Below are 20,422 nucleotides of genomic sequence, written 5' to 3'. Positions count from 1 at the left end.
AGATGACGCAGGATGCCGGGTCCCCGCCCGCGAGGACCGCCGACCGGGTGGCGGACGCCCTGCGCGCCGCCCACCTCTACTACATCCAGGACCTCACGATGGAGGCGATCGCCAACGAGCTGCACATTTCGCGCTCGTCGGTGTCGCGGCTGATCAGTTTCGCCCGGGAATCCGGGCTCGTGGAGATCCGCATCCACTCCCCGCTCGACCAGGTGTCCCAGCTGCAGAACCAGCTGCACGATCGGTTCGGGCTCACCGCCCACATCGTGCCGACGAGCGACGCGGCTACGGAGGTGGACCGGCTCGAGCGCGTCGCCCTCTCCGCTGCACGGATTCTCACCGACTTCGTCGACTCCACCATGATCCTCGGGGTGGCCTGGGGGTCGACCATCGCCTCCGTCAGCCGCCACCTCTCACGCAAGCCGGTGCGCAACGTGCAGGTCGTTCAGCTCAATGGCGCCGGCAACGCGCACACCACGGGACTGGTCTACGCGAGCGAGATCATCGGCCGGTTCGGCGCGGCCTTCGGGGCGATGGTGCAGCAGTTCCCCGTGCCGGCCTTCTTCGACGATCCAGCCACCAAGGACGCCCTCTGGCGCGAGCGCAGCACAGCCCGAGTGCTCGCGGTGCAGAAGCGCATGGACATCGCCCTGTTCGGGATCGGGTCGCCGAACGCGGATGTGCCGAGCCACGTCTACGCCGGCGGCTACCTCGATCGGGCGGACTACGACGCGCTCTCCCGCTCCGGGGTCGTGGGAGACATCGCCACCGTGTTCTTCCGCGGTGACGGGAGCTTCGACAACATCCCGCTCAACGCCCGCTCGAGCGGGCCCGGGCTCGACTCGCTCAGGGCCACGCCGCGACGCATCGGCGTGGTCTCCGGCCAGGCCAAGCTCCCGGCCATCCGCGGGGCCGTCGCCACCGGCGTGATCACCGACCTGGTGATCGACGAGGTCACCGCGGCCCAACTCGCCGACATGGCCTGACCGACAGGCTCAACCGACACATTCCGTAGCGGGCGCAGCGGGAATACTGTGCGCCCGGGAGCGTTGGCTAGACTCGTAAGAGTAAGAACGTGCTCCGGGGTCGGTGAAAGTCCGAACCGGCGGTGATAGTCCGCGACCCGCGGCTTCTGGCCTGTGTGAACACAAGTGCGAGGCAGCGGTTGATTCGGTGAAACTCCGAGACCGACGGTAATGAGATCGCAGGATCTCTCAGTCCGGATGGAAGGAAGCACGCGCACGGGTTCGAGCCGTCTTGGGGCGGGCCGGTGCGGGTCGATCCGTCGACCACAAATCCCGGAGCCCGTCTCAACGCCACACCAGTGGCAGGGACAGAGGACCGGATGACCGAGGCAGCGATCGAGCAGGCCATGTGCCACGCCGTGTCGCTGTCCGCGCACGGGCCGGCGTTCGGCGTGAACCCCCGGGTGGGCTGCGCGATCTTCGCCGCCGCGGCCGATGGCTCGCTCGGTGAGCTGATCGCCGAGGGCTGGCACCGTGGGGTCGGCACCCCGCACGCGGAGGTCGACGCCCTCTCCAAGCTCTCCCCCGAGCAGTCTCGCGGCGCCACCGCCGTGGTCACTCTCGAGCCCTGCAACCATTTCGGCCACACGGGACCCTGCAGCGAGGCGCTCATCGCGGCGGGGGTCGGGCGGGTCGTCTACGCGGTGTCCGACCCCGGCCAGCGCTCCGGCGGCGGCGCCGAGCGGCTGCGCGGAGCCGGCGTCACGGTGGAGGCCGGCGTCCTGGTCGACGAGGTCGAAGAGGCGATGCGCGTCTGGCTCACCGCCGAGCGCCTGCGTCGTCCATTCGTCACGCTGAAGTGGGCCTCGAGCCTCGACGGCCGATCTGCCGCCGCCGACGGCACCAGCAAGTGGATCACGGGCACCGCGGCCCGCCAGAGGGTGCACGAGCAGCGTGAGAGGTCGGACGCGATCCTGGTCGGCACCGGCACGGTTCTCGCCGATGACCCGTCGCTCACCGCCCGCGGCGACGCGGGAGAGCTCATGCCCCACCAGCCGATCCCGGTCGTGGTAGGCGAGACGGCGATTCCCGCCGGCGCGAAGGTGCTCCACCATCCGCAACCCGCGATCGTGACCGCGAGCCGCGACCTGCCCGGCATTCTCACCGACCTCTTCGACCGCGGCATCCGCCATGCCTTCGTCGAGGGCGGCCCGACCCTCGCGAGCGCCTTCGTCGAGTCCGGTCTCGTGGACGAATACCTCGTCTACCTCGCGCCAGTGCTCATCGGCGGGGACCGGCTCGCGACCGGCGACATCGGCGTCCACACGATCGGCGAGGCCCGCCGACTGCGCATCGACTCGGTCGAGCGACTCGGCGACGACCTGCTCGTCGTCGCCCGTCCCGTGCGTGCAGAAAATCCCACCACCGGAAAGAAGTAGTGACCATGTTCACTGGAATCATCGAAGAGCTCGGCGAGGTCGTCGACTGGACCCGAACCGGGGATGCGGCGCGCCTCACCGTGCGCGGCCCGCTCGCGGTGTCCGACGCCGGTCACGGCGACTCCATTTCGGTGAGTGGCGTCTGCCTCACCGTGGTCGACAAGGGCGACGACTGGTTCACGGCCGACGTGATGTCCGAGACGATTGCCATGAGCACCCTCGCGACCGTGGCCCCCGGCGCCCGCGTCAATCTCGAGCGGGCGGCCCGGCTGGGCGACCGGCTCGGTGGCCACATTGTGCAGGGGCACATCGACGGCACGAGCGAGCTGCTCCGCATCGCCGAGGGCAGCGCGTGGCGGGTGCTGCGCTTCAGCCTTCACCCCGAGCTGGCCGCTCTCGTCGCGCGCAAGGGCTCGATCGCCATCGACGGCGTTTCGCTCACGGTGAGCGACGTCGGCGACGACTGGTTCGAGGTCTCGCTGATCCCGGAGACCCTCACCGCGACGACCCTCGGGCTCAAGTCCGTTGGCGACTCCGTCAACATCGAAACCGACATTCTGGCCCGCCAGGTGGAGCGAATGCTCGACGTCACCAACAGCCTCACCAACAGAAGGAGCGGGTCATGAGCCTCGCCACAATCCCCCAGGCCCTCGACGCCCTGCGCGACGGCCGCCCCGTCATCGTTGTGGACAACGAGAGCCGCGAGAACGAGGGAGACGTCGTGATCGCGGCGGAGCTCGCCAGCCAGGAGTGGATCGCCTGGATGGTGCGCGTCTCGTCCGGCTTCATCTGCGCCCCGATGACCAACGAGATCGCCGACCGCCTCGAACTGCCGATGATGGTGGTGAACAACGAGGACCCGCGCGGCACCAACTACACGGTGTCGGTGGATGCCGCGGACCGCCTGAGCACCGGAATCAGTGCCGCCGACCGCGCCCACACGCTGCGCGTTCTCGCCAGCCTCGAATCCACCCCGACGAGCCTGCACCGGCCGGGCCACATCCTCCCGCTGCGCGCAGTTGACGGCGGCGTGCGCGAGCGCGACGGCCACACCGAGGCATCGGTGGACCTGCTCAAGCTCGCGGGGCTGATGCCCGTCGCGGCAATCTCCGAGATCGTGGCCGACGACGGCGAGATGATGCGCCTGCCGGGGCTCATCCAGCTCGGCGAGCGCGAGGGCGTGCTGGTCGTCACCATCGAGGCGCTCATCGCGCACCTCCAGGAGACCCACTGCGACACGAAGGTGCCGACGGCGATGCCGATCCCCGAGACGTCGCGGGTGATATTCGAGGTGGAGACCACCATCCCCACCACCCATGGCGAGTTCCGCTTTCGCGCCTACCGCGATCGCATGACCGGAGCGGACCACCTCGCGATCATCTCCGGGGACCCGACGAACGGCACGCTCTTCAGGGTGCACTCCGAGTGCCTCACCGGCGAGGTGTTCGGTTCGCTCAAGTGCGAGTGCGGCCCCCAGCTCGATTCCGCCCTCGAGCAGATCCAGTCGGAGGGCGGAGTGGTCATCTACATGCGCGGCCACGAGGGCCGCGGCATCGGGCTCATCAACAAGCTCAAGGCCTACCGTCTGCAGGAGGAGGGGCTCGACACCCTCGACGCCAACATCGCCCTCGGCTTCCCGGCGGACGGCCGGGACTACAGCGCGGCGGTCGCCATTCTCGAGGACCTCGGCATCTCCGAGGTGCGCGCGATCACGAACAACCCAGAGAAGCTGCGCCAGTTGCGCGAGCGCGGCATCACCGTGACCAAGCAGGTGCCGCTGGTCGTGGGCGTCGGCAGCTTCAACGAGAGCTATCTCGGGGCCAAGCGCGACCGCATGGGCCACATCCTCCCCAACAACACCGAACTCGAGGGCGCGGCGCGAGCCCACAAGCGTCTCCTCGAAACCCCGAAAGGACACATCAAATGAGCGGCGACGGAGCACCAGAGATCACCACGGACGGCACGGGGCTCAAGGTGACCATCGTGGCCGGCCGGTGGCACGAAGTGATCACCGACGGCCTGCTCGCCGGGGCCCGGCGGGTGCTCGCGGCATCCGGGGCCGAAGTGACCGAGGTGCGGGTGCCCGGCAGCTTCGAGCTGCCGGTGGTGAGCAAGGCGGCGCTCGACAACGGAGCGGATGCCGTGGTCGCCCTCGGCGTGATCATCCGGGGCGGGACACCGCACTTCGAGTACGTCTCGGACGCCGCCACGAGCGGGCTCACCCAGGTGACCGTGCTCACCGGCAAGCCGGTCGGCTTCGGTGTGCTCACCCTCGACGACGAGCAGCAGGGTCTCGACCGGGCCGGCCTCGAGGGGTCGAAGGAAGACAAGGGGGCCGAGGCCGCGGAGGCCGCCCTCGCGACGGCCGCACTCATCCGCGACCTGAGAGGCTGATCGCTCGGTAGAGTGGTTTCGTGCTCAATCAATTCAAGCTGATGATCGTCGTGGCCCTCGTCATCGCGATCGCCGCCGCGGTGGGCTTCGTGTATTTCGTCTTCGTGAACCCAAGCGCCATCGAGAGCATCGGGCGCGCGACCCTTGTCGGCACGATCCTTTAAACTCGGCGACCCGCCCCGCACCATCGTCTGGATCTCCGCCGTCATCGCGGTGGGGCTCGCGGTGTTCTTCGCGGTGCAGCTGTTCTCCCGGCCCGTCTCCCTGGCGCCGATCGAGAAGATCGAGTTCAGCCAGTACCAGGCGGTGCCGAACTTCTCCGACACCGTTCACGTCATCTCCGACGAGAAGCGGGTCGACGAGTTCCGCGCGCTGGTGCGGCACTATTCGATCGATGTGCGCAACTTCGACGAGTCCCTCAATGACGACTGCACCGGCGGCCTGGCCACCAGCATCACCCTGCACTTCACGGATTCCACCTCCAAGAAGCTACAGATCTACGACTGCGGCAAGCCGGTGGCCGGCGGCACGTTCGTGTCGGATGCGACGGCCCTCTTCGTGGGCTGGCGCATCGCCGACAGCGGGCCCTGACGCCCCGCGCGGCCGTGCGATCCGGCGTGTTGCGGCGTCGAGCCCGGCGAGGGCACTGCACCCCCTGAACGGGAGGTTTCGCCCCGGTGCGGCGCACGGTACTCTTGCGGCACTCGCTTTACCCGATGGGGCTTCGGCGGGCGGTCTTCGGGGGCTTCTGCACGACTACTCCCGACTCCGTCCGTGCGCATCGCCGACAGAGCCTAGGAGCAGTTGCGTGACCGCACCGACCACCCTTCCCGCCGCCTTCACACCGTTCGCCGAGCCGAAGCGGCTGGTCCCCGGCCGGTGGATCGCCCTCTTCGCGACGGCCTGGCTCGGCATCTGGATGGCGCAGCTCACCCCCATCCAGCTTCTGCTTCCCCAGCAGATCAGCGACCTTCTCGGCAAGACCGGCTGGACGCAGAGCGTGGTGGCCTTCGGCATCATCTCGGGCATCGCCGGGGGGTGTGCCCTCATCACCTACCCGCTCACCGGCGCTCTCTCCGACCGAACGACATCCCGGCTGGGGCGTCGGAGGCCGTGGATCATCGCCGGCACCGGCGTGTTCGCGGTCTCGCTTCTGATCCTCGGCCTGCAGTCGACCCTCGTCGGCGTCGGCGTCTTCTGGTCGCTGTCCCTCGTCGGCTTCTGCATGGCGACCGCGGCGATCACCGCGACCATCTCCGACCAGGTGCCGGTGAACCAGCGCGGGTTCGTCTCCGGCTGGGTCTCCGCGCCCCAGGCCATCGGCATCGTGCTCGGCCTCGCCCTCGTGTTGGCGCTGAGTCTCAGCCTGCTGGCCGGCTACGCGATTGTCGCTGCGCTGCTCGTTCTGCTCGTCATTCCCTTCGTGCTTCTCGTCCCAGACGAGGTGCTGCCGCGGGTGCTTCGAGCCCCGTTCACGGTGGCGAGCCTGGTGAAGGGCTTCTGGATCAGCCCCGTGCGGTTCCCGGACTTCGGCTGGACACTTCTCAGCCGCATCCTCGTGAACCTCGGCAACGCGCTCGGCACCACTCTGCTGCTCTACTTCCTCATGTTCGGGCTCGACCGCCGTGCGACCGCCCAGGTCGACCTGCTCGTGCTCACCCTGATCTACCTGGTGTTCTTCACCGGATCGGCGCTCGGGTTCGGCAAGCTCAGCGACCGGATCGGCCAGCGCAAGGTCTTCGTCTATATCGCCGCCTATCTCCAGGCCTTCGCCGCGCTGCTGCTCGCCCTGGTGCCAGCACTGCCGGTGACGATGGCGGCCGCCGGCCTGCTGGGCCTCGGGTACGGATGCTTCATGGCGGTCGACCAGGCCCTCGCCACCCAGGTGCTGCCAGACTCGCACACCCGCGGAAAGGACCTCGGCATCATGAACATCGCCACGGCCGTGCCGCAGGCCGTCGCCCCGCTGCTCGGAGCGTTCATCGTCGCGTCCCTCGGCGGGTTCCAGGCGCTCTTCATTTCGGCGGCCATCGCGGCCACCGTCGGCGGGCTCGCGATCCTGCCGATCAGGAGCGTGCGCTAGCCGGTCCACCGCACGAGAGTATGGTCGAGAGGGCCGCCACGAGTGGCAACTCTCCGAGCTCTTCCCCACCAACGTGCGCTACAGCGGCAGCGCGATCGGCTACAACCTGGCGAGCATCCTCGGTGCAGCGCTTGCGCCGATCATCGCGGTCACGCTCTGGCAGGCGCCCCGGGGCGGCCGCTCAGTCGAGGAACAGCGCGCGCAACCGCCGGGTGGTGAAGACCAGCCCGATGGCGATCATCACGACGTAATACAGCACGTGCCAGAGCATGGCCACGCTGAGGGCGCCGGTGGTGAGACCGCGCACGAGCTCCACCCCGTGCCAGAGCGGCAGCGCCTGGATCACCCACTGGATCGCCGTCGGGTAGACGCTCAGCGGGTAGAAGGTGGCCGAGAAGAGGAACATCGGCAGCATCACGAAGGTGATCCAGTCCATCTGCTGGAACGTCTTCAGGTAGCTGGTGATCGCCATGCCGAGGCTCGCGAAACCGAACGCGATGAGCAGCACGGCCGGCAGGGCGAGGATCGCCGTCCAGGCGAGGTTGAGGCCGAGCACCTGCATCACGATCATGAAGCCGCCGGCGTAGAGGGCTCCGCGCAGCAGCGCGAGCAGGATCTCGCCAAGCGCGACGTCCAGCGGGCCGAGCGAGGTGGTGAGCATTCCCTCGTAGAGCTTGGCGTACTGCATCTTGAAGAAGACGTTCCAGGTGGAGTCGTAGATCGCGCCGTTCATCGCGGAGACGGCGAGCAGGGCCGGGGCGATGAACGCCGCGTACGGCACGTGCTCGCCGGTGCTCGTGGCGACGTTCCCCACGAGGGCGCCGAGCCCCAGGCCCATCGAGAGCAGGTAGAACACCGGCTCGAAGAAACCACTGAGCACGATGAGGTAGTTGGTGCTCCTGGTGGCGAGGAGGCCGCGGCTCACCACCGAGCGCGCATTGCCGGCGTAGAGCGCGCCGATGCCGCCAGAGCGCGGCTTCGAGGGCGGACGGGTCGGCGTGAGGGCGGGCGTGGAGGTCACTTGTTGAGCCTCCTCGTGACGACCCGCTGGGTCGTCGTCCAGCCCCAGACGCACAGGGCGGCGGGGTACAGCACGTGCAGCACGGTGAGCCAGGTCGGCTCGACGGCACCGTAGCTCAGCACGCGCCCGAGTTGCGTCCCGTGCCAGAGGGGAGAGATCCATCCGATCCACTGCAGGAAGATCGGCATCTGGCTGAGCGGGAAGAAGGTGCCGGAGAAGAGAAACATCGGCGTGATGCCGAAGCGCATGATCATGGCCATCTGGCCCTTGTCGTCGACGATCCGCGACGTGTACGCGGCGATCACGAGACCGACGGACAGCCCGGTGAAGGTCGCCACCAGGATGTCGAGGGCACCCCACGGTGACGGCACGGCGCCGAAGAGCAGCATCACGAGGAAGTAGACCACGCAGGTGGGGATGATGCGCACGAGCACCGAGATGAACACGCCGTTCACGATCTGGTTGCCTGTGATCGGGGCCGCGTTCATGCCGAAGAAGATGGGGTTCCACTTGAACCCCATCATGATCGGGTACGTGCACTCCTCGGCCGCGACGGTCACGGCCGCGGTCGCGAGCAGGGCCGGTGCGACGAACGCGAGGTAGCTCACGCCGTTGAAGCCGTTCGGCCCGAGGTTCTTGTCGATGAGGCTGGCGAGGCCGACGCCCAGGGCAAAGAGGTAGACCAGCGGGTTGCCGACGCTCGTCACGAGGAGCGTCTTGAGGTACGAGCGCATACCCCGGATGCGGTGCTCGGCCACGTACCAGGAGCCGTACCGGCGCGGCCTGACTCCCCCGGCGAGCGCGCGCCCGGTCGTCTCGGCCGCGAAGGGCTCGGTGACCGCCGTCATTCGATCAGGCTCCGTCCGGTGAGGCGGAGGAACACATCCTCGAGGCTCGAGCGGCGCACGAGACTCGTGATCGGCTCGAGCCCCATCTCGGCGATGAGCGCGAGCTCCGCGTCTCCGTCCTCGCTGTAGATCAGGATGCGGTCGGGCAGCACCTCGAGGCGTTCGCCGACCCCGGCGAGGCGGCGGGCCACGTCGGCGTTGCGGTCCGAGCCGAAGCGCACCTCCACGACCTCGCGGGTGGAGTATTGCTTGATCAGGTCGGCCGGGGCCCCCTCTGCCATGATCCTGCCCTTGTCCACCACCACGAGCCGGTCGCAGAGTTGCTCGGCCTCGTCCATGTAGTGGGTCGTGAGCACGAGGGTGGTGCCCTGCTCCTTGAGCCGGAACAGCCGATCCCAGAGAATGTGCCGCGCCTGCGGGTCCAGTCCCGTCGTCGGTTCGTCGAGCAGCAGGATGCGCGGGTCGTTCATGAGCGAGCGCGCGATGGTGAGGCGTCGCTTCATGCCGCCGGAGAGGTCGTCGACCTTCGCCTTGGCGCGGTCGGTCAGTTGCGCGAACTCGAGCAGCTCATCCGCCTTCCTGCCGCACTGCGCATGGCTCATGCCGAAGTAGCGGCCGTAGACGATGAGGTTGTCGCGCACCCGCAGTTCCATGTCGAGGTTGTCCTGCTGCGGCACGACGCCGAGCTGCGAACGCACTTCCGGGCCGTGCTCGTTCGGGTCGAGCCCGAGGATCGACAGGTCACCGCTCGTGCGCGTGGACACCGCGCCGACCAGGCGCATCGTCGTCGACTTGCCGGCGCCGTTCGGCCCGAGCAGCCCGAACGATTCGCCGGGCGCGACCTCGAAGGAGATGCCGTCGACGGCGGCAAATTCCTTGTACTTCTTCGTGAGCGACTTCGCTGTGATCACTGGAGGAGACATCGTTCTCCACCCTAGCCAATGCCGCCGTCACCGCCACTCGCGGCCGTGACCCCGGCGGGTGCTCCCCGTTTTCGCGTTGACAAGTGAACGTGATGTCACGCCGAACTGACACCGCGAAACGAGCACCCACTCGCGCCCACGTCAACCCACGTTGACAAGTCGCGGCCTGTCAACCACGGCTGACACCGTGTCAGACGCCCTCCGCACCCTCAGCTCCGAAGCCGGGGACGAGAATCCGCTCAAAGCTCTTCATGCCGTGAGCGAAATGCGTGTCGAACTGGATCGCCACGAAGCTACGCTCGTGCACAGGGCCCGCAACCTCGGCATGGGCTGGCAGATGATCGCCACCTCCCTCGGCGTCTCCCGCCAGGCGGTGCACAAAAAGTACGGGCGTCGCTAGAGCGAAGTTACGCCGCTCGGAGTACCGATCCGGCCGCGCGCCACGAAAGACTAAGGAATCATGAGCTCCACGACGCAGACCCCACGGTCCGGCCCTTTCGGCCGAGGCAAGAAGGACGACGGGCCGCGCGCCCGCTTCAGCCAGCTGCTTCCCTACCTGCTCGAGCACAAGCGCATCCTCGGCGTCGTGATCGGCCTGAGTCTGCTGAGCGCCGCGGCCTCGCTCGCCCAGCCGCTGCTCGTGAGCCAGGTGATCTCCGTCGTGCAGAAGGGGCAGAACCTCGGCACCCTCGTCTGGCTGCTGGTGGGCCTCGTCGTGGTCTCCGGCCTGCTCAGCGGCTTCCAGCACTACCTCCTGCAACGCACCGGTACCAGCGTCGTGCTCTCCGCTCGGCGACAGCTGGTGCGCCGGATGCTGCGCCTCCCGATCAGCGAATTCGACACCCGCCGAACGGGAGACCTCGTCTCCCGCGTCGGCTCGGACACGACCCTGCTCTACGCCGTGATCACCCAGGGACTCGTGGATGCCGTCGGCGGCGCCCTCGTCTTCGTCGGCGCCCTCATCGCGATGCTCATCATCGACCCGGTGTTGCTCGGCCTCACCGTGCTCGTGATCGCGGCGTCCGTGATCACCGTCGTCGGTCTGAGCGGCCGGGTGCGCGTCGCGAGCCGCAAGCAGCAGGAGAAGGTCGGCGACCTCGCCGCCTCCGTGGAGCGCGCCATCAGCGCGGTGCGCACCGTGCGCGCCTCCAACGCAACCGAGCGGGAGATCGCGGCGATCGAGAAGGACGCGGAGGGCGCCTGGCGCATGGGAATCAGCGTCGCGAAGATCTCTGCGCTCGTCGTGCCCATCGCCGGGATCGCGCTGCAGGTGTCGTTCCTCGTCGTGCTCGGCGTCGGCGGCTTCCGGGTGGCGAGCGGCGCGATCACCATCTCGAGCCTCGTGGCGTTCATCCTGTTCCTGTTCATGATGATCATGCCGCTCGGCCAGGCCTTCGGGGCGATCAATTCCGTCAACCAGGCCCTCGGCGCCCTCGGCCGCATCCAGGAGATCATCTCCCTGCCGAGCGAGGACGAGTTCGACGCGGCGATCGAGCCGGCCGCCCCCCGTGAGACGGATGCCGCGATCACCTTCGACGGCGTGCACTTCACCTACCCGGAGGCGGCGAGGCCGACCCAGACGGACGAGCCTGACGAGACACCGGCCCGCAAGGATCTCACCGTGCTGCACGGCATCAGCTTCGAGGCACCGCGCGGCAAGCGCACCGCCCTCGTCGGCCCGAGCGGCGCCGGCAAGAGCACGATCCTCGCCCTCATCGAACGCTTCTACGACCCGTCGGCCGGCGTGGTGCGCATCGGCGGCCTCGACGTGCGCGGCCTCGACCGCGAGGCCCTCCGCGCCCAGATCGGCTACGTGGAGCAGGACGCCCCGGTGCTCGCCGGCTCGCTGCGCGACAACCTCACCCTCGGCGCCCCCGACGCAACGGACGCACAGTGCATCCAGGTGCTGCACGACGTCAATCTCACCGAAGTGCTGGAGCGCAACGAGCTCGGTCTCGACGCCCCGGTCGGCGAAGACGGCATCATGCTCTCCGGTGGCGAACGCCAGCGCCTCGCCATCGCGCGCACCCTGCTCGCCGCTCCCCCCATCCTGCTGCTCGACGAGTCGACCTCGAGCCTCGACGGGCTCAACGAGCAACTGCTGCGCGAGGCCATCGACGCCGTCGCCGACAACCGCACGCTCATCGTGATCGCGCACCGCCTCTCCACGGTGGTGGACTCTGACCAGATCGTGGTGCTCGACCACGGCCGCGTGGTGGGGGTGGGCACGCACTCCGAGCTCGTCAAGTCGACGCCCCTCTACAAGGACCTCGCCAAACGCCAGCTGCTCGTCTAGCCGGAGGCCGCTGGCTCAGTCGGCCAGCGCCCACATCGCCACGGCGCTCGCGGCGGCGACATTGAGGGAGTCGATCCCGTGCGCCATCGGGATCGTCACGATGGTGTCCGCGGCCGCGAGCGCCTCCGCGGTGAGGCCGTCGCCCTCCGCGCCGAGCACGAAGGCGACCCGCTCGGGGGCGTTCGCGGCGAAGTCCCGCAGGCCGACGGCATCCGGCCCCAGGGCCAGGGCCGCGATGTGGAAACCGGATGCCGAGAGCAGCTCCCTCGTTGATGTCCAGTCGCCGACGCGTGTCCACGGCACCTGCAGCACCGTGCCCATGCTCACGCGGATCGCGCGGCGGTAGAAGGGGTCTGAGCAGCGCGCCGTCACAAGCACGGCGTCCGCGCCGATTGCGCCGACCGACCGGAAGATGGCGCCGACGTTGGTGGGGTCTGCGACGTTCTCGAGAATCACGATGCGCCTGGCCGTCGCGAGCAGAGACTCCGGAGCGGGCAGCTCCGGCCGGTGCATCGCGGCGATGAGGCCGCGATGCAGGAGGTAGCCGGTGAGCTCCTCGAGCAACACCGCCGGACCGGAGAAGACGGGCACGTCGCGGTCGCCGAGCAGTTCGAGCGCCTCATCCACCGATCCGCCGAGCGCGAGCACGGACCGCGGCCGATGCCCGGCCGCGAGGGCGCGTTCGAGCACGAGCGCCGACTCGGCGATGTAGAGCCCGTGCTCCGTGCCGCGCGCCTTCTTGAGGGCGACATCGGTCTGGTGGGAGTAGTCGCCGAGGCGGGCATCGGCCAGATCGGTGATCTCGATGACGGGAATCTTGGGGCCTCCAGGTGAGGCTCCAATTCTAGGCGACGGCCTCCGCCACGGCCGCCGGAGCGACCTCCCGGTCACCGCTGTGCACGACCAGCACCGGGCAGTGGGCGTACTCCGCGCACCGGGAACTCACCGAACCCAGCAACAGCCCGACGAAACCGCCATGGCCTCGGCTGCCCACGATCAGCATCTCCGCGCCCTTGCTCGCGTCGATGAGCACCTGCGCCGTCGACCCCTCGCACACCACGGGAACGAGCCAGTCGGGCGGGGTCCCCCCGAACACCTCCTGGGCCGATTCGTCCAGCACGGACCGAGCGTCCGTCTCCGGGGACCATTCCGAGGTGACGTACCCGCCGAATTCGAGGGGGTATTGCCAGACCGTGATTGCCTCGAGACGCACGCCGAGAGCCTCCGCCATCCTGGCGCCGCGCCGGAGCGCGTCGATCGACGAGGCCGACCCGTCAACCCCCACAACGATTCGAGGGGAATCCTGATGCGTCTGTGTCGTGTCCATGGCTCATGGTCTGCCCGCCCCGCCATCCCTGGAGGGCCGAAAGTCCCTACCAGAGTCCCGCCGGCGTGACAGATTCTGAGATGCGGAGGCCGTCGCGCGGCCAGGTCCCGCCCCACCACTCGATCGGGTTCACCGCCGCGCCAACAGGAAGGCACAGCCAATGAAGGCAGCAGTCGTCACCGGATTCACGGACGCGCTCACGATCGTCGATCGGGCCATCCCCGAACCCGCCGAGGGCGAGATCCTCGTTCGCCTCGAGGCCTGCGGCCTGTGCCACACCGACATCCACGCGGCCCACGGCGACTGGCCGGTCAAGCCCAGCCTGCCCTTCGTACCCGGTCACGAGGGGGTCGGCATCGTCGAGAAGCTCGGCGCCGGCGTCCACACCAGGGCGATCGGCGATCGCGTGGCGATTCCGTGGCTCGGCTATGCGTGCGGTGAGTGCCGCTACTGCATCGACGGCCGGGAGACGCTCTGCGAGCAGCAGCACAACAGCGGCTACTCGGTGGACGGCGCATTCGCGGAGTACGCGCTCGCCAACGCCAAGTATGTCGTCGCGGTGCCGGACGGCATCAGCCCGCTCGACGCGGCACCGCTCACCTGCGCCGGCGTCACCACCTACAAGGCCGTCAAGGTCGCCCGCATCACCCCGACGGAACGCGTCGCCGTGTTCGGTGTCGGCGGTCTCGGCCACCTCGCCGTTCAATATGCGCGCATCGTCGGCGGGTCGGTGATCGGGGTCGACATCGAAGAGGCGAAACTCGACCTCGCCACCGAGCTCGGGGCGGAGTTCGTCGTGAACGCGGCGAAGGTTGACCCGGTGAAGGCCATCCAGGAGATCGGCGGCGCGGATGTCGCGATCGTTCTCGCGGCGTCTCCCGTCGTGTTCGAGCAGGCCTTCGCCTCCCTCCGTCGAGGCGGCCGCCTCGTCTGCGTGGCGCTCCCCGCCGAGCTCACCATGAGCATCCCGATCTTCGAGACAGTGCTCAAAGGCATCTCGATCATCGGCTCGATCGTCGGTACCCGCCAGGATCTCGCCGAGGTGTTCGCCCTGCACGCGGCCGGCCACACGCGAGTGATCGCCGAGACCCGCCGCCTTGACGATGTCAATACCGCGATGGCCGAAGTCCTCTCGAGCAAGGTGCCCGCCCGACTCGTCTTCGAGTACTGACCGGGGACCTTCGGCCCTGACGTTCCGCCCGCACGCGGGTCGAGGCTGGGCAGATGACCACTTCAGCGAACGGACACAGCGACGCCGAGGTCCAGGCCGCCGTTGTCGACGAACTCACCTGGACCCCCGACGTCGAGCCGGCCGATATCGGCGTCTCGGTGCACGACGGAGTCGTCACCCTCTCCGGCGAGGTGAACCCGACCGAGCGTGCGGCCGCTACGCGGGCGGCGCTGCGCGTGCGTGGGGTGTCGACCGTCGTCGACCAGTTGGAGATCCGTGAGCCGACCGAGGGTGCGATCAGCGACTCGGAGGTGGCGACGGCGGTGAACAACGCGCTGCTCTACACCTCCGACGTTCCCCACACGACGGTGCAGGCCGAGGTGCGCAACCACGTCGTGACCCTGCGGGGCACCGTCAACTGGAACTACGAACGCGACGCCGCCTACCGTGCCGTGGAGCGGATCGCCGGGGTGTACTTCGTCGACAACCGCGTCGCCCTTTCTCCCCGGCCGACCGCGCGCGACACCGAGGAGAAGATCCGGCGCGCGCTCATCCGCAACGCCATGGTGGATGCCGACAGCATCACGGTGCAGGTTCGGGGCAGCGAGGTGACCCTCACCGGCACCGTGCAGTCGTGGGCGGAGAAGCGGCAGGCGGGGTTCACGGCCTGGGCCTCACCGACGGTATCGAGCGTGCACAACCAGATCTCGGTTCGGCCGTTCTAGCCAGCCTCCGCTGTCTGCCGTCCGCTGTCAGAGTTCCAGCACGAAGGACCCGGAGGCGGATCCGCTTCGCAGGTCGTCGAGTGCTTCGGCGGCCCTCCCGAACGGGTAGACGGTGGTCTGGGGGCGCAACCGCAGGGCGTGCGCGAGCCGGAGGAAGGCCATCCCGTCGCCGCGGGTGTTGGCCGTCACGCTGCGCAGGTCCCGCTCGTGGAAGAGTGTGCTCTCGTATTCCAGCGGCGGAATATTGGAGAGGTGGATGCCGGCCACCACCACCGTTCCCCCGGCCGTCGTCGCCCTCAGCGCGAGCGGCACCAGTTCGCCGGCCGGAGCGAAGACGATCGCGGCATCGAGCGGCTGCGGAGGCACGGCGTCCGCCTCGCCGACGTACGCAACGCCCAGGCTGCCCGCGAGTTCACGGTTCGCCTCGCCGCGGGTCATCGCGAACACCTCGGCGCCAGCCGCCATCGCGAGTTGCGCGGTGATGTGAGCGCTCGACCCGAAGCCGTAGATTCCGAGCCGGCCGCCCGGCGGCAGCTGGGCTCGGGCCAGGGCGCGGAAGCCGATGATCCCGGCGCAGAACAGCGGCGCGGTCGCGATCGGATCGCTGTCGCCGGGAAGAAGGTAGGCGAAGGCCTCGGGCACCGTGGCGAACTCCGCGAAGCCGCCATCCGCATCCCAGCCCGTGTACGTCGACCGCGGGCACAGGTTCTCGCGACCCGTGCGGCACCACGCGCACGCCCCGCAGGTGCTGCGAAGCCAGGCGATGCCCACGAGGTCACCCAGCCGCAGGTCGACCACGCCGTCCCCAAGCCCCGCAACTGTGCCCACCACCTGGTGGCCGGGAACCACCCCGACGCGGTGCACGGGCAGGTCCCCATCGACGACGTGCAGGTCGGTGCGGCACACCCCGCACGCCGTCACCCTCACCAGCACCTCGCCCGGCGCGGGGAGTGGCGCCTCTCGCTCCGCCAGCCGGATCGATCGCGTGGTCGAGTCGCTGGTCCAGGCCCTCATGCTCGCCGTCCTTTCGGCGCCACACTCGGGCGCTCCGGCCAGTCAACCCGTCGTGAGCCCCCGAATCGACGGTCGAAAGTCCCGCATCCCCGCGCCGCGTGACGAAAGTCCCTACCGGGCGCACGGACCGGGGCTAGCGTCGGAATCAGGGCGACGGCCCTCTTCGATTGGCCGCCGCGAAGAGAAAGGAAAAGAAAATGGCAATGTTCTTCGACCCGTTCCGCGAACTGGATCGCATGAGTGCGACGATGTCCGATGGACGACGCGGCCCACGATTCGTGCCGATGGACCTCTATCGCGAGGGCGATCACTACATGCTCAACGCCGACGTGCCGGGAGTTGATCCCGGCTCGATCGACATCGATGTGGACGGCTCGGTGCTCACGATTCGCGCGGTTCGCACGCTCTCCACCGCCGAGAACGCCGAATGGCTCACCCAGGAACGCCCGAGCGGATCGTTCGTGCGCCAGTTGAGCCTCGGCGACGGCATCGATGCCGACAGCATCTCGGCGAGCTATCACAACGGAGTGCTCAGCGTCATGATCCCGGTGAGCCAGCGGGTGAAGCCGCGCAAGGTGGCGATCACGGCCGGAGCTCCGGAGACGATCGCCGTTACGACGGGCAAGCCGGCCGCCGCCAAGAAGTAGCCGCGGCTCCCGCCCTACCCACCTTCCGAAATCCATGCAATCCGTGCCGACTCGCCGCTCATCGGCGCGCCGACGCGGCGTGTTGAGCAGAAATGCATGGATTTCGGAATGGCACCGAAGGGGTTAGGGGTCAGGCGAAGGGGCTGGGGGTGAGCACGTACTTCGTTTCGAGGTACTCGTGGATGCCCTCGGCCCCGCCCTCGCGACCGAGGCCCGACTGCTTCACTCCGCCGAACGGGGCGCTCGCGTTCGAGACGACACCGGTGTTGAGTCCCATCATTCCGGTCTTGAGGCTCTCGATGAGGCGCTGGCCCCGCGCGAGGTCGCGGGTGAAGGCGTAGCTCACGAGGCCGTACTCGGTGTCATTGGCCTTCGCCACGGCATCCGCCTCGTCGGTGAAGGTCGAGATGGCGAGCACCGGGCCGAAGATCTCCTCGCGAAGGATCTCGCTCCCCGCCAGGACGCCGGAGATCACGGTGGGCTGGTAGAACGTGCCGTCACCCTCGATCGCCGACCCGCCGGTGAGCAGGGTCGCGCCGCGCGTCACGGCGTCCCGAACGAGATCGGTCGCCTTGGCGACCGCCGCCTCGTTGATGAGCGGGCCGATGCCCACGCCTTCCTCCGTGCCGCGGCCCACCGTCAGCTGCTTCACGCGCGCGGTAACCCGGGCGGCGAAGTCTTCGGCCACCGACTCGTGCACGATGAACCGGTTGGCGGCGGTGCAGGCCTGGCCGATGTTGCGGAACTTGGCGATCATCGCGCCGTCGACGGCCTTGTCGATGTCGGCGTCCTCGAAGACGAGGAACGGGGCGTTGCCACCGAGCTCCATCGAGGTGCGCAGCACGTTGTCCGCGGCCTGTTTGAGCAGGCGGACGCCGACGCCGGTGGATCCGGTGAAGCTGAGCTTGCGCAGGCGCGGGTCGGCGATGATCGGGGCCGACACCTCGCCGGAGGTCGAGGTCGTGATCACGTTGACAACGCCCCTGGGCAGCCCGGAGTCTTCGAGCAGCCTGGCGAAGTAGAGCGTGGTGAGAGGAGTCAACTCGGCGGGCTTGACGACGGCGGTGCAGCCGGCGGCGAGCGCCGGAGCGATCTTGCGGGTGGCCATGGCGAGGGGAAAGTTCCAGGGCGTGATGAGGAACGACGGACCGACGGGCAGGTGCGTCACGATCGTGCGCCCGGTGCCCTCGGGGTTCACGCCGTAGCGGCCGCTGATGCGCACCGCCTCCTCGCTGAACCAGCGCAGGAACTCCCCGCCGTAGGCAACCTCGCCGCGCGCCTCCGCGAGCGGCTTGCCCATCTCGATGGTCATCAGCAGGGCGAACTCGTCCGCCCGCTCCTGCAGCAGGTCGAATGCCCCGCGCAGGATCTCCCCGCGCACGCGCGGCGCCGTGGCCGCCCAGGAGTCCTGCGCTGCGGCGGCGGCGTCCATGGCCCTCGCCCCATCCGCGACCGACGCATCGGCGATGGACTTGATGACCGCCCCGGTGGCCGGATCATGCACCTGGATGGCGCGGTCGGAGGTGGAGTCCACCCAGTCGCCGCCGATGAAAAGCTGATCGGGCACCTTTGCCAACAGCTCGGATTCTGCCAACTTCTCGGATTCTGACAGCGCGCTCATGGCATCGAGTCTACGACCGGGCGCCGGTCACCGAGCGGCCCGTCAGGCCGGGTGTACCTCAGCGCCGGCCGCGGCGAGCTCCTCGAGCGCCGCGTCGCTCGAGGGCCGGGCGACTCCGGCCACGAGGTCGGAGAGCACGGCCACACGCCGCCCAGTGCCGAGCGCGTCGAGGGCCGAGGCCCGCACGCAGTAATCGGTGGCGATCCCCGCGACGTCGACGTCGTCGATCCCCAGGGTGGAGAGCACCTCGGCGAACGTGCGTCCGTCGTCCGTGACCCCCTCGAAGATCGAGTAGGCGGGCCGCCCCTGGCCCTTTCGCACCTGCACCGTGATGAGGCTGGTGTCGAGGTCCGGGTGGTAGTCGGCGCCGGGGGTGCCCGCCACGCAATGCACCGGCCAGGTGGACACGAAGTCCGGCGCCTCGGTGGTGGCGAAGTGGCCGCCGTTGTCGTTGTCGGCATCGTGCCAGTCCCGGGAGGCGATCACCTGGTCGTAGCGGCCCGGATGTTCGCGAAGGTAGCGCGTGATGCCCGCGGCGACCGCCGCCCCTCCGTCGACACCGAGAGCGCCTCCCTCGGTGAAGTCGTTCTGCACGTCGACGACGAAGAGCGCCCGGCTCATCGACCCGCGCTGGTTCCTGGTATCACGGCTGGCCCGTTCAATTGTTGGCAAGGTTGTTGCCGCAGGTGAAGACGGCGGTGGTGATGGTGTCGAGGGCCGGCTGCGTGCGGCTGTTGATCTTGCCGAGGGCATAGAAGGCGAAGCTGAGGGTGGTTCCGTCGGCGGCGTGCACGATGCCGGCAAGGGCATACTCGGTCTTGATCCAGCCGGTCTTGGCGTTCACCGCTCCGCGGGCGATCGCGTTCGCCCCGGTGAACCGGCTGGCGAGGGTTCCCGTCTTGCCCGCGATCGGCAGCGCGTCGTAGATGATCTTGAGGTTCTGCTCGCCGGCGGAGACCTTGGCCATGAGCTGCGCGACGAAGGCGGCCGGAACGCCGTTGGAGTTGCTCTCCCCCGAACCGTCGATGATCGTCAGCCCCGTGGGCTGCAGTCCGTAGCCGACGAGAGCGGCGGGGATGACGGTCTTGAGCGAGGCCGACGAGCCGTCGCTGCCGCTCATCTTGGAGGTGACCCGCGCGATCATCTCGGCGAGCGTGTTGTCGGAGACGGGAAGCAGGTAGGAGATGAGCGTCTTGAGCGGCTGGGACTTCACCTCGCCGAGGAGCTTGGTGCCGGCGGTCGCAGTGCCGGCCGTGACCGTGACGGAGGCCGGCAGTCCGAGCGCCGAAACGAAGGCGCTCCCGGCGCGACCCACCGGGTCGTTACTGCGCGGGCTGTCCTGGGCCTTGGGGTCCGCGCGGTCGCCATCCACCATGAGCGCGGTGATTTCGGGCTGGTAGCCCTCGGTCTGCTCGCTACGCTCCCAGGTGGGGTCCCAGTTGTCGGCCGGGTTCCACATGTTCGCGTCGAGGATCACGCTCGTGATGTCCACCCCGGCGTTCTTGGGGTCGGCCGCCCACTGGGTCTTCACCTGGTACGCGAGGTCGCTCAGTTTCGGTGCGCCCTTGTAGACGCTCTCCTCGCCCGGCCCGAGCGCGCTCAGGGTGGGGTCGCCGCCGCCCACGAGCACGATGCTGCCCGGCGTGCTCCCCTCATAGACCTTCGTGGAGAACTGGTAGGCCGGCCCGAGCACGGCGAGCCCGGCCGCCGTGGTGAGGGTCTTCATGACGCTCGCGGTGCGCGCCGGAGTCGCTCCGGCCCGGTCGAAGAGCACCTCGCCGGTCGTCGCGTTGATCACGCTGCCCTGGAAGGTGAGCAGGTTGGGATCGGATGCCGGCTTGGCCACCGAGCAGGTGCGCAGGTGGGTGGGATCGGCGATCGCGCTCGGGGTCGGCCTGGCAGTCGGGGTCGGTGTCGGGCTCGTGGTCGGCACGACCGCCGCGGCGGG

At 68.8% G+C, this 20,422-nt stretch carries 22 protein-coding genes and 1 riboswitch; of the genes, 13 read left to right on the top strand and 9 right to left on the bottom strand.

Going from position 1 to position 20,422, the window contains the following annotated elements; all coding sequences use genetic code 11:
- Nucleotides 1-2: 2 nt before the first annotated feature.
- From VIM54_RS04455 to VIM54_RS04420, 8 genes are all read left to right on the top strand, one after another.
- On the top strand, nucleotides 3-986 hold the full coding sequence (locus tag VIM54_RS04455) for a sugar-binding transcriptional regulator (protein WP_331899500.1): 984 nt from the start codon (nucleotides 3-5) through the stop codon (nucleotides 984-986).
- Between the two features lie 86 nt (nucleotides 987-1,072).
- Nucleotides 1,073-1,240, top strand: a riboswitch (FMN riboswitch).
- 105 nt (nucleotides 1,241-1,345) lie between these two features.
- Entirely contained in the window at nucleotides 1,346-2,404 is a 1,059-nt protein-coding gene (gene ribD, locus VIM54_RS04450; RefSeq protein WP_331899498.1) for a bifunctional diaminohydroxyphosphoribosylaminopyrimidine deaminase/5-amino-6-(5-phosphoribosylamino)uracil reductase RibD, read from the top strand.
- Nucleotides 2,405-2,409: 5 nt separating this feature from the next.
- Nucleotides 2,410-3,030, top strand: coding sequence for a riboflavin synthase (locus VIM54_RS04445; protein ID WP_331899496.1), 621 nt, complete (start codon nucleotides 2,410-2,412; stop codon nucleotides 3,028-3,030).
- The gene (gene ribA / locus VIM54_RS04440) at nucleotides 3,027-4,331 is read left to right on the top strand and encodes a GTP cyclohydrolase II (RefSeq protein WP_331899494.1); all 1,305 of its coding nucleotides are present in this window, start codon (nucleotides 3,027-3,029) and stop codon (nucleotides 4,329-4,331) included. Before VIM54_RS04445 ends, ribA begins: the two co-directional genes overlap by 4 nt.
- Nucleotides 4,328-4,798 carry a 6,7-dimethyl-8-ribityllumazine synthase gene (ribH, locus tag VIM54_RS04435; RefSeq protein ID WP_331899493.1) on the top strand — a complete coding sequence of 157 codons (471 nt, stop codon included), beginning with the start codon at nucleotides 4,328-4,330 and terminating at the stop codon, nucleotides 4,796-4,798. Before ribA ends, ribH begins: the two co-directional genes overlap by 4 nt.
- A gap of 20 nt (nucleotides 4,799-4,818) precedes the next feature.
- Entirely contained in the window at nucleotides 4,819-4,962 is a 144-nt protein-coding gene (locus VIM54_RS04430) for a hypothetical protein (RefSeq protein WP_331899492.1), read from the top strand.
- Complete coding sequence (locus VIM54_RS04425) at nucleotides 4,943-5,389, top strand: hypothetical protein (protein ID WP_331899490.1); 447 nt, start codon at nucleotides 4,943-4,945, stop codon at nucleotides 5,387-5,389. Before VIM54_RS04430 ends, VIM54_RS04425 begins: the two co-directional genes overlap by 20 nt.
- A gap of 217 nt (nucleotides 5,390-5,606) precedes the next feature.
- Nucleotides 5,607-6,881, top strand: a complete 1,275-nt coding sequence (locus VIM54_RS04420; protein WP_331899488.1) for an MFS transporter — start codon at nucleotides 5,607-5,609, stop codon at nucleotides 6,879-6,881.
- A gap of 181 nt (nucleotides 6,882-7,062) precedes the next feature.
- Here the strand turns inward: VIM54_RS04420 and VIM54_RS04415 are convergent, their stop codons facing one another.
- Genes VIM54_RS04415 through VIM54_RS04405 form a run of 3 tightly spaced genes read right to left on the bottom strand, consistent with a single transcriptional unit; the run spans nucleotide 7,063 to nucleotide 9,673 of the window.
- Nucleotides 7,063-7,902: an ABC transporter permease gene (locus VIM54_RS04415; RefSeq protein WP_414673166.1), complete on the bottom strand. Its 840-nt coding sequence runs from the start codon at nucleotides 7,900-7,902 to the stop codon at nucleotides 7,063-7,065.
- The gene (locus VIM54_RS04410) at nucleotides 7,899-8,750 is read right to left on the bottom strand and encodes an ABC transporter permease (protein ID WP_331899487.1); all 852 of its coding nucleotides are present in this window, start codon (nucleotides 8,748-8,750) and stop codon (nucleotides 7,899-7,901) included. Before VIM54_RS04410 ends, VIM54_RS04415 begins: the two co-directional genes overlap by 4 nt.
- Nucleotides 8,747-9,673 carry an ABC transporter ATP-binding protein gene (locus VIM54_RS04405; RefSeq protein ID WP_331899485.1) on the bottom strand — a complete coding sequence of 309 codons (927 nt, stop codon included), beginning with the start codon at nucleotides 9,671-9,673 and terminating at the stop codon, nucleotides 8,747-8,749. Before VIM54_RS04405 ends, VIM54_RS04410 begins: the two co-directional genes overlap by 4 nt.
- A 187-nt stretch (nucleotides 9,674-9,860) precedes the next feature.
- On the opposite strand from VIM54_RS04405, the gene VIM54_RS04400 reads away from it, so the two are divergent.
- Together VIM54_RS04400 and VIM54_RS04395 are read left to right on the top strand one after the other, a co-directional pair.
- Complete coding sequence (locus VIM54_RS04400) at nucleotides 9,861-10,073, top strand: hypothetical protein (RefSeq protein WP_331899483.1); 213 nt, start codon at nucleotides 9,861-9,863, stop codon at nucleotides 10,071-10,073.
- Between the two features lie 60 nt (nucleotides 10,074-10,133).
- Nucleotides 10,134-11,969: an ABC transporter ATP-binding protein gene (locus VIM54_RS04395; protein ID WP_331899482.1), complete on the top strand. Its 1,836-nt coding sequence runs from the start codon at nucleotides 10,134-10,136 to the stop codon at nucleotides 11,967-11,969.
- Nucleotides 11,970-11,984: 15 nt separating this feature from the next.
- On the opposite strand, the gene VIM54_RS04390 is transcribed toward VIM54_RS04395, so the two are convergent.
- Both VIM54_RS04390 and VIM54_RS04385 read right to left on the bottom strand, forming a co-directional pair.
- Nucleotides 11,985-12,785, bottom strand: a complete 801-nt coding sequence (locus VIM54_RS04390; protein ID WP_331899543.1) for an RNA methyltransferase — start codon at nucleotides 12,783-12,785, stop codon at nucleotides 11,985-11,987.
- A 28-nt stretch (nucleotides 12,786-12,813) separates the two neighbouring features.
- Complete coding sequence (locus VIM54_RS04385) at nucleotides 12,814-13,296, bottom strand: universal stress protein (protein ID WP_331899480.1); 483 nt, start codon at nucleotides 13,294-13,296, stop codon at nucleotides 12,814-12,816.
- 160 nt (nucleotides 13,297-13,456) lie between these two features.
- Here VIM54_RS04385 and adhP point away from each other — a divergent pair, with 160 nt between their 5' ends.
- Nucleotides 13,457-14,467, top strand: coding sequence for an alcohol dehydrogenase AdhP (gene adhP / locus VIM54_RS04380; RefSeq protein WP_331899478.1), 1,011 nt, complete (start codon nucleotides 13,457-13,459; stop codon nucleotides 14,465-14,467).
- A gap of 53 nt (nucleotides 14,468-14,520) precedes the next feature.
- Entirely contained in the window at nucleotides 14,521-15,192 is a 672-nt protein-coding gene (locus tag VIM54_RS04375; RefSeq protein WP_331899476.1) for a BON domain-containing protein, read from the top strand.
- Nucleotides 15,193-15,219: 27 nt separating this feature from the next.
- Here the strand turns inward: VIM54_RS04375 and VIM54_RS04370 are convergent, their stop codons facing one another.
- Complete coding sequence (locus VIM54_RS04370; protein ID WP_331899474.1) at nucleotides 15,220-16,206, bottom strand: zinc-dependent alcohol dehydrogenase family protein; 987 nt, start codon at nucleotides 16,204-16,206, stop codon at nucleotides 15,220-15,222.
- A gap of 197 nt (nucleotides 16,207-16,403) precedes the next feature.
- Here VIM54_RS04370 and VIM54_RS04365 point away from each other — a divergent pair, with 197 nt between their 5' ends.
- Nucleotides 16,404-16,853, top strand: coding sequence for an Hsp20/alpha crystallin family protein (locus VIM54_RS04365; RefSeq protein WP_331899472.1), 450 nt, complete (start codon nucleotides 16,404-16,406; stop codon nucleotides 16,851-16,853).
- Nucleotides 16,854-16,983: 130 nt separating this feature from the next.
- Here VIM54_RS04365 and VIM54_RS04360 read toward each other — a convergent pair whose 3' ends face one another.
- The 3 genes from VIM54_RS04360 to VIM54_RS04350 form a co-directional block, all read right to left on the bottom strand.
- Entirely contained in the window at nucleotides 16,984-18,474 is a 1,491-nt protein-coding gene (locus VIM54_RS04360) for an NAD-dependent succinate-semialdehyde dehydrogenase (RefSeq protein WP_331899470.1), read from the bottom strand.
- A 42-nt stretch (nucleotides 18,475-18,516) separates the two neighbouring features.
- The gene (locus VIM54_RS04355) at nucleotides 18,517-19,095 is read right to left on the bottom strand and encodes an isochorismatase family protein (protein ID WP_331899468.1); all 579 of its coding nucleotides are present in this window, start codon (nucleotides 19,093-19,095) and stop codon (nucleotides 18,517-18,519) included.
- 37 nt (nucleotides 19,096-19,132) lie between these two features.
- Nucleotides 19,133-20,422, bottom strand: a 1,290-nt coding sequence (locus VIM54_RS04350; protein ID WP_331899466.1) for a D-alanyl-D-alanine carboxypeptidase/D-alanyl-D-alanine-endopeptidase, incomplete at its 5' end; no start/stop codon positions are given.

The sequence above is a fragment of the Lacisediminihabitans sp. genome (genome assembly GCF_036569425.1).
Classification (GTDB): Bacteria; Actinomycetota; Actinomycetes; order Actinomycetales; family Microbacteriaceae; genus Lacisediminihabitans.
This window is presented reverse-complemented; position numbering and strand designations above follow the sequence as displayed.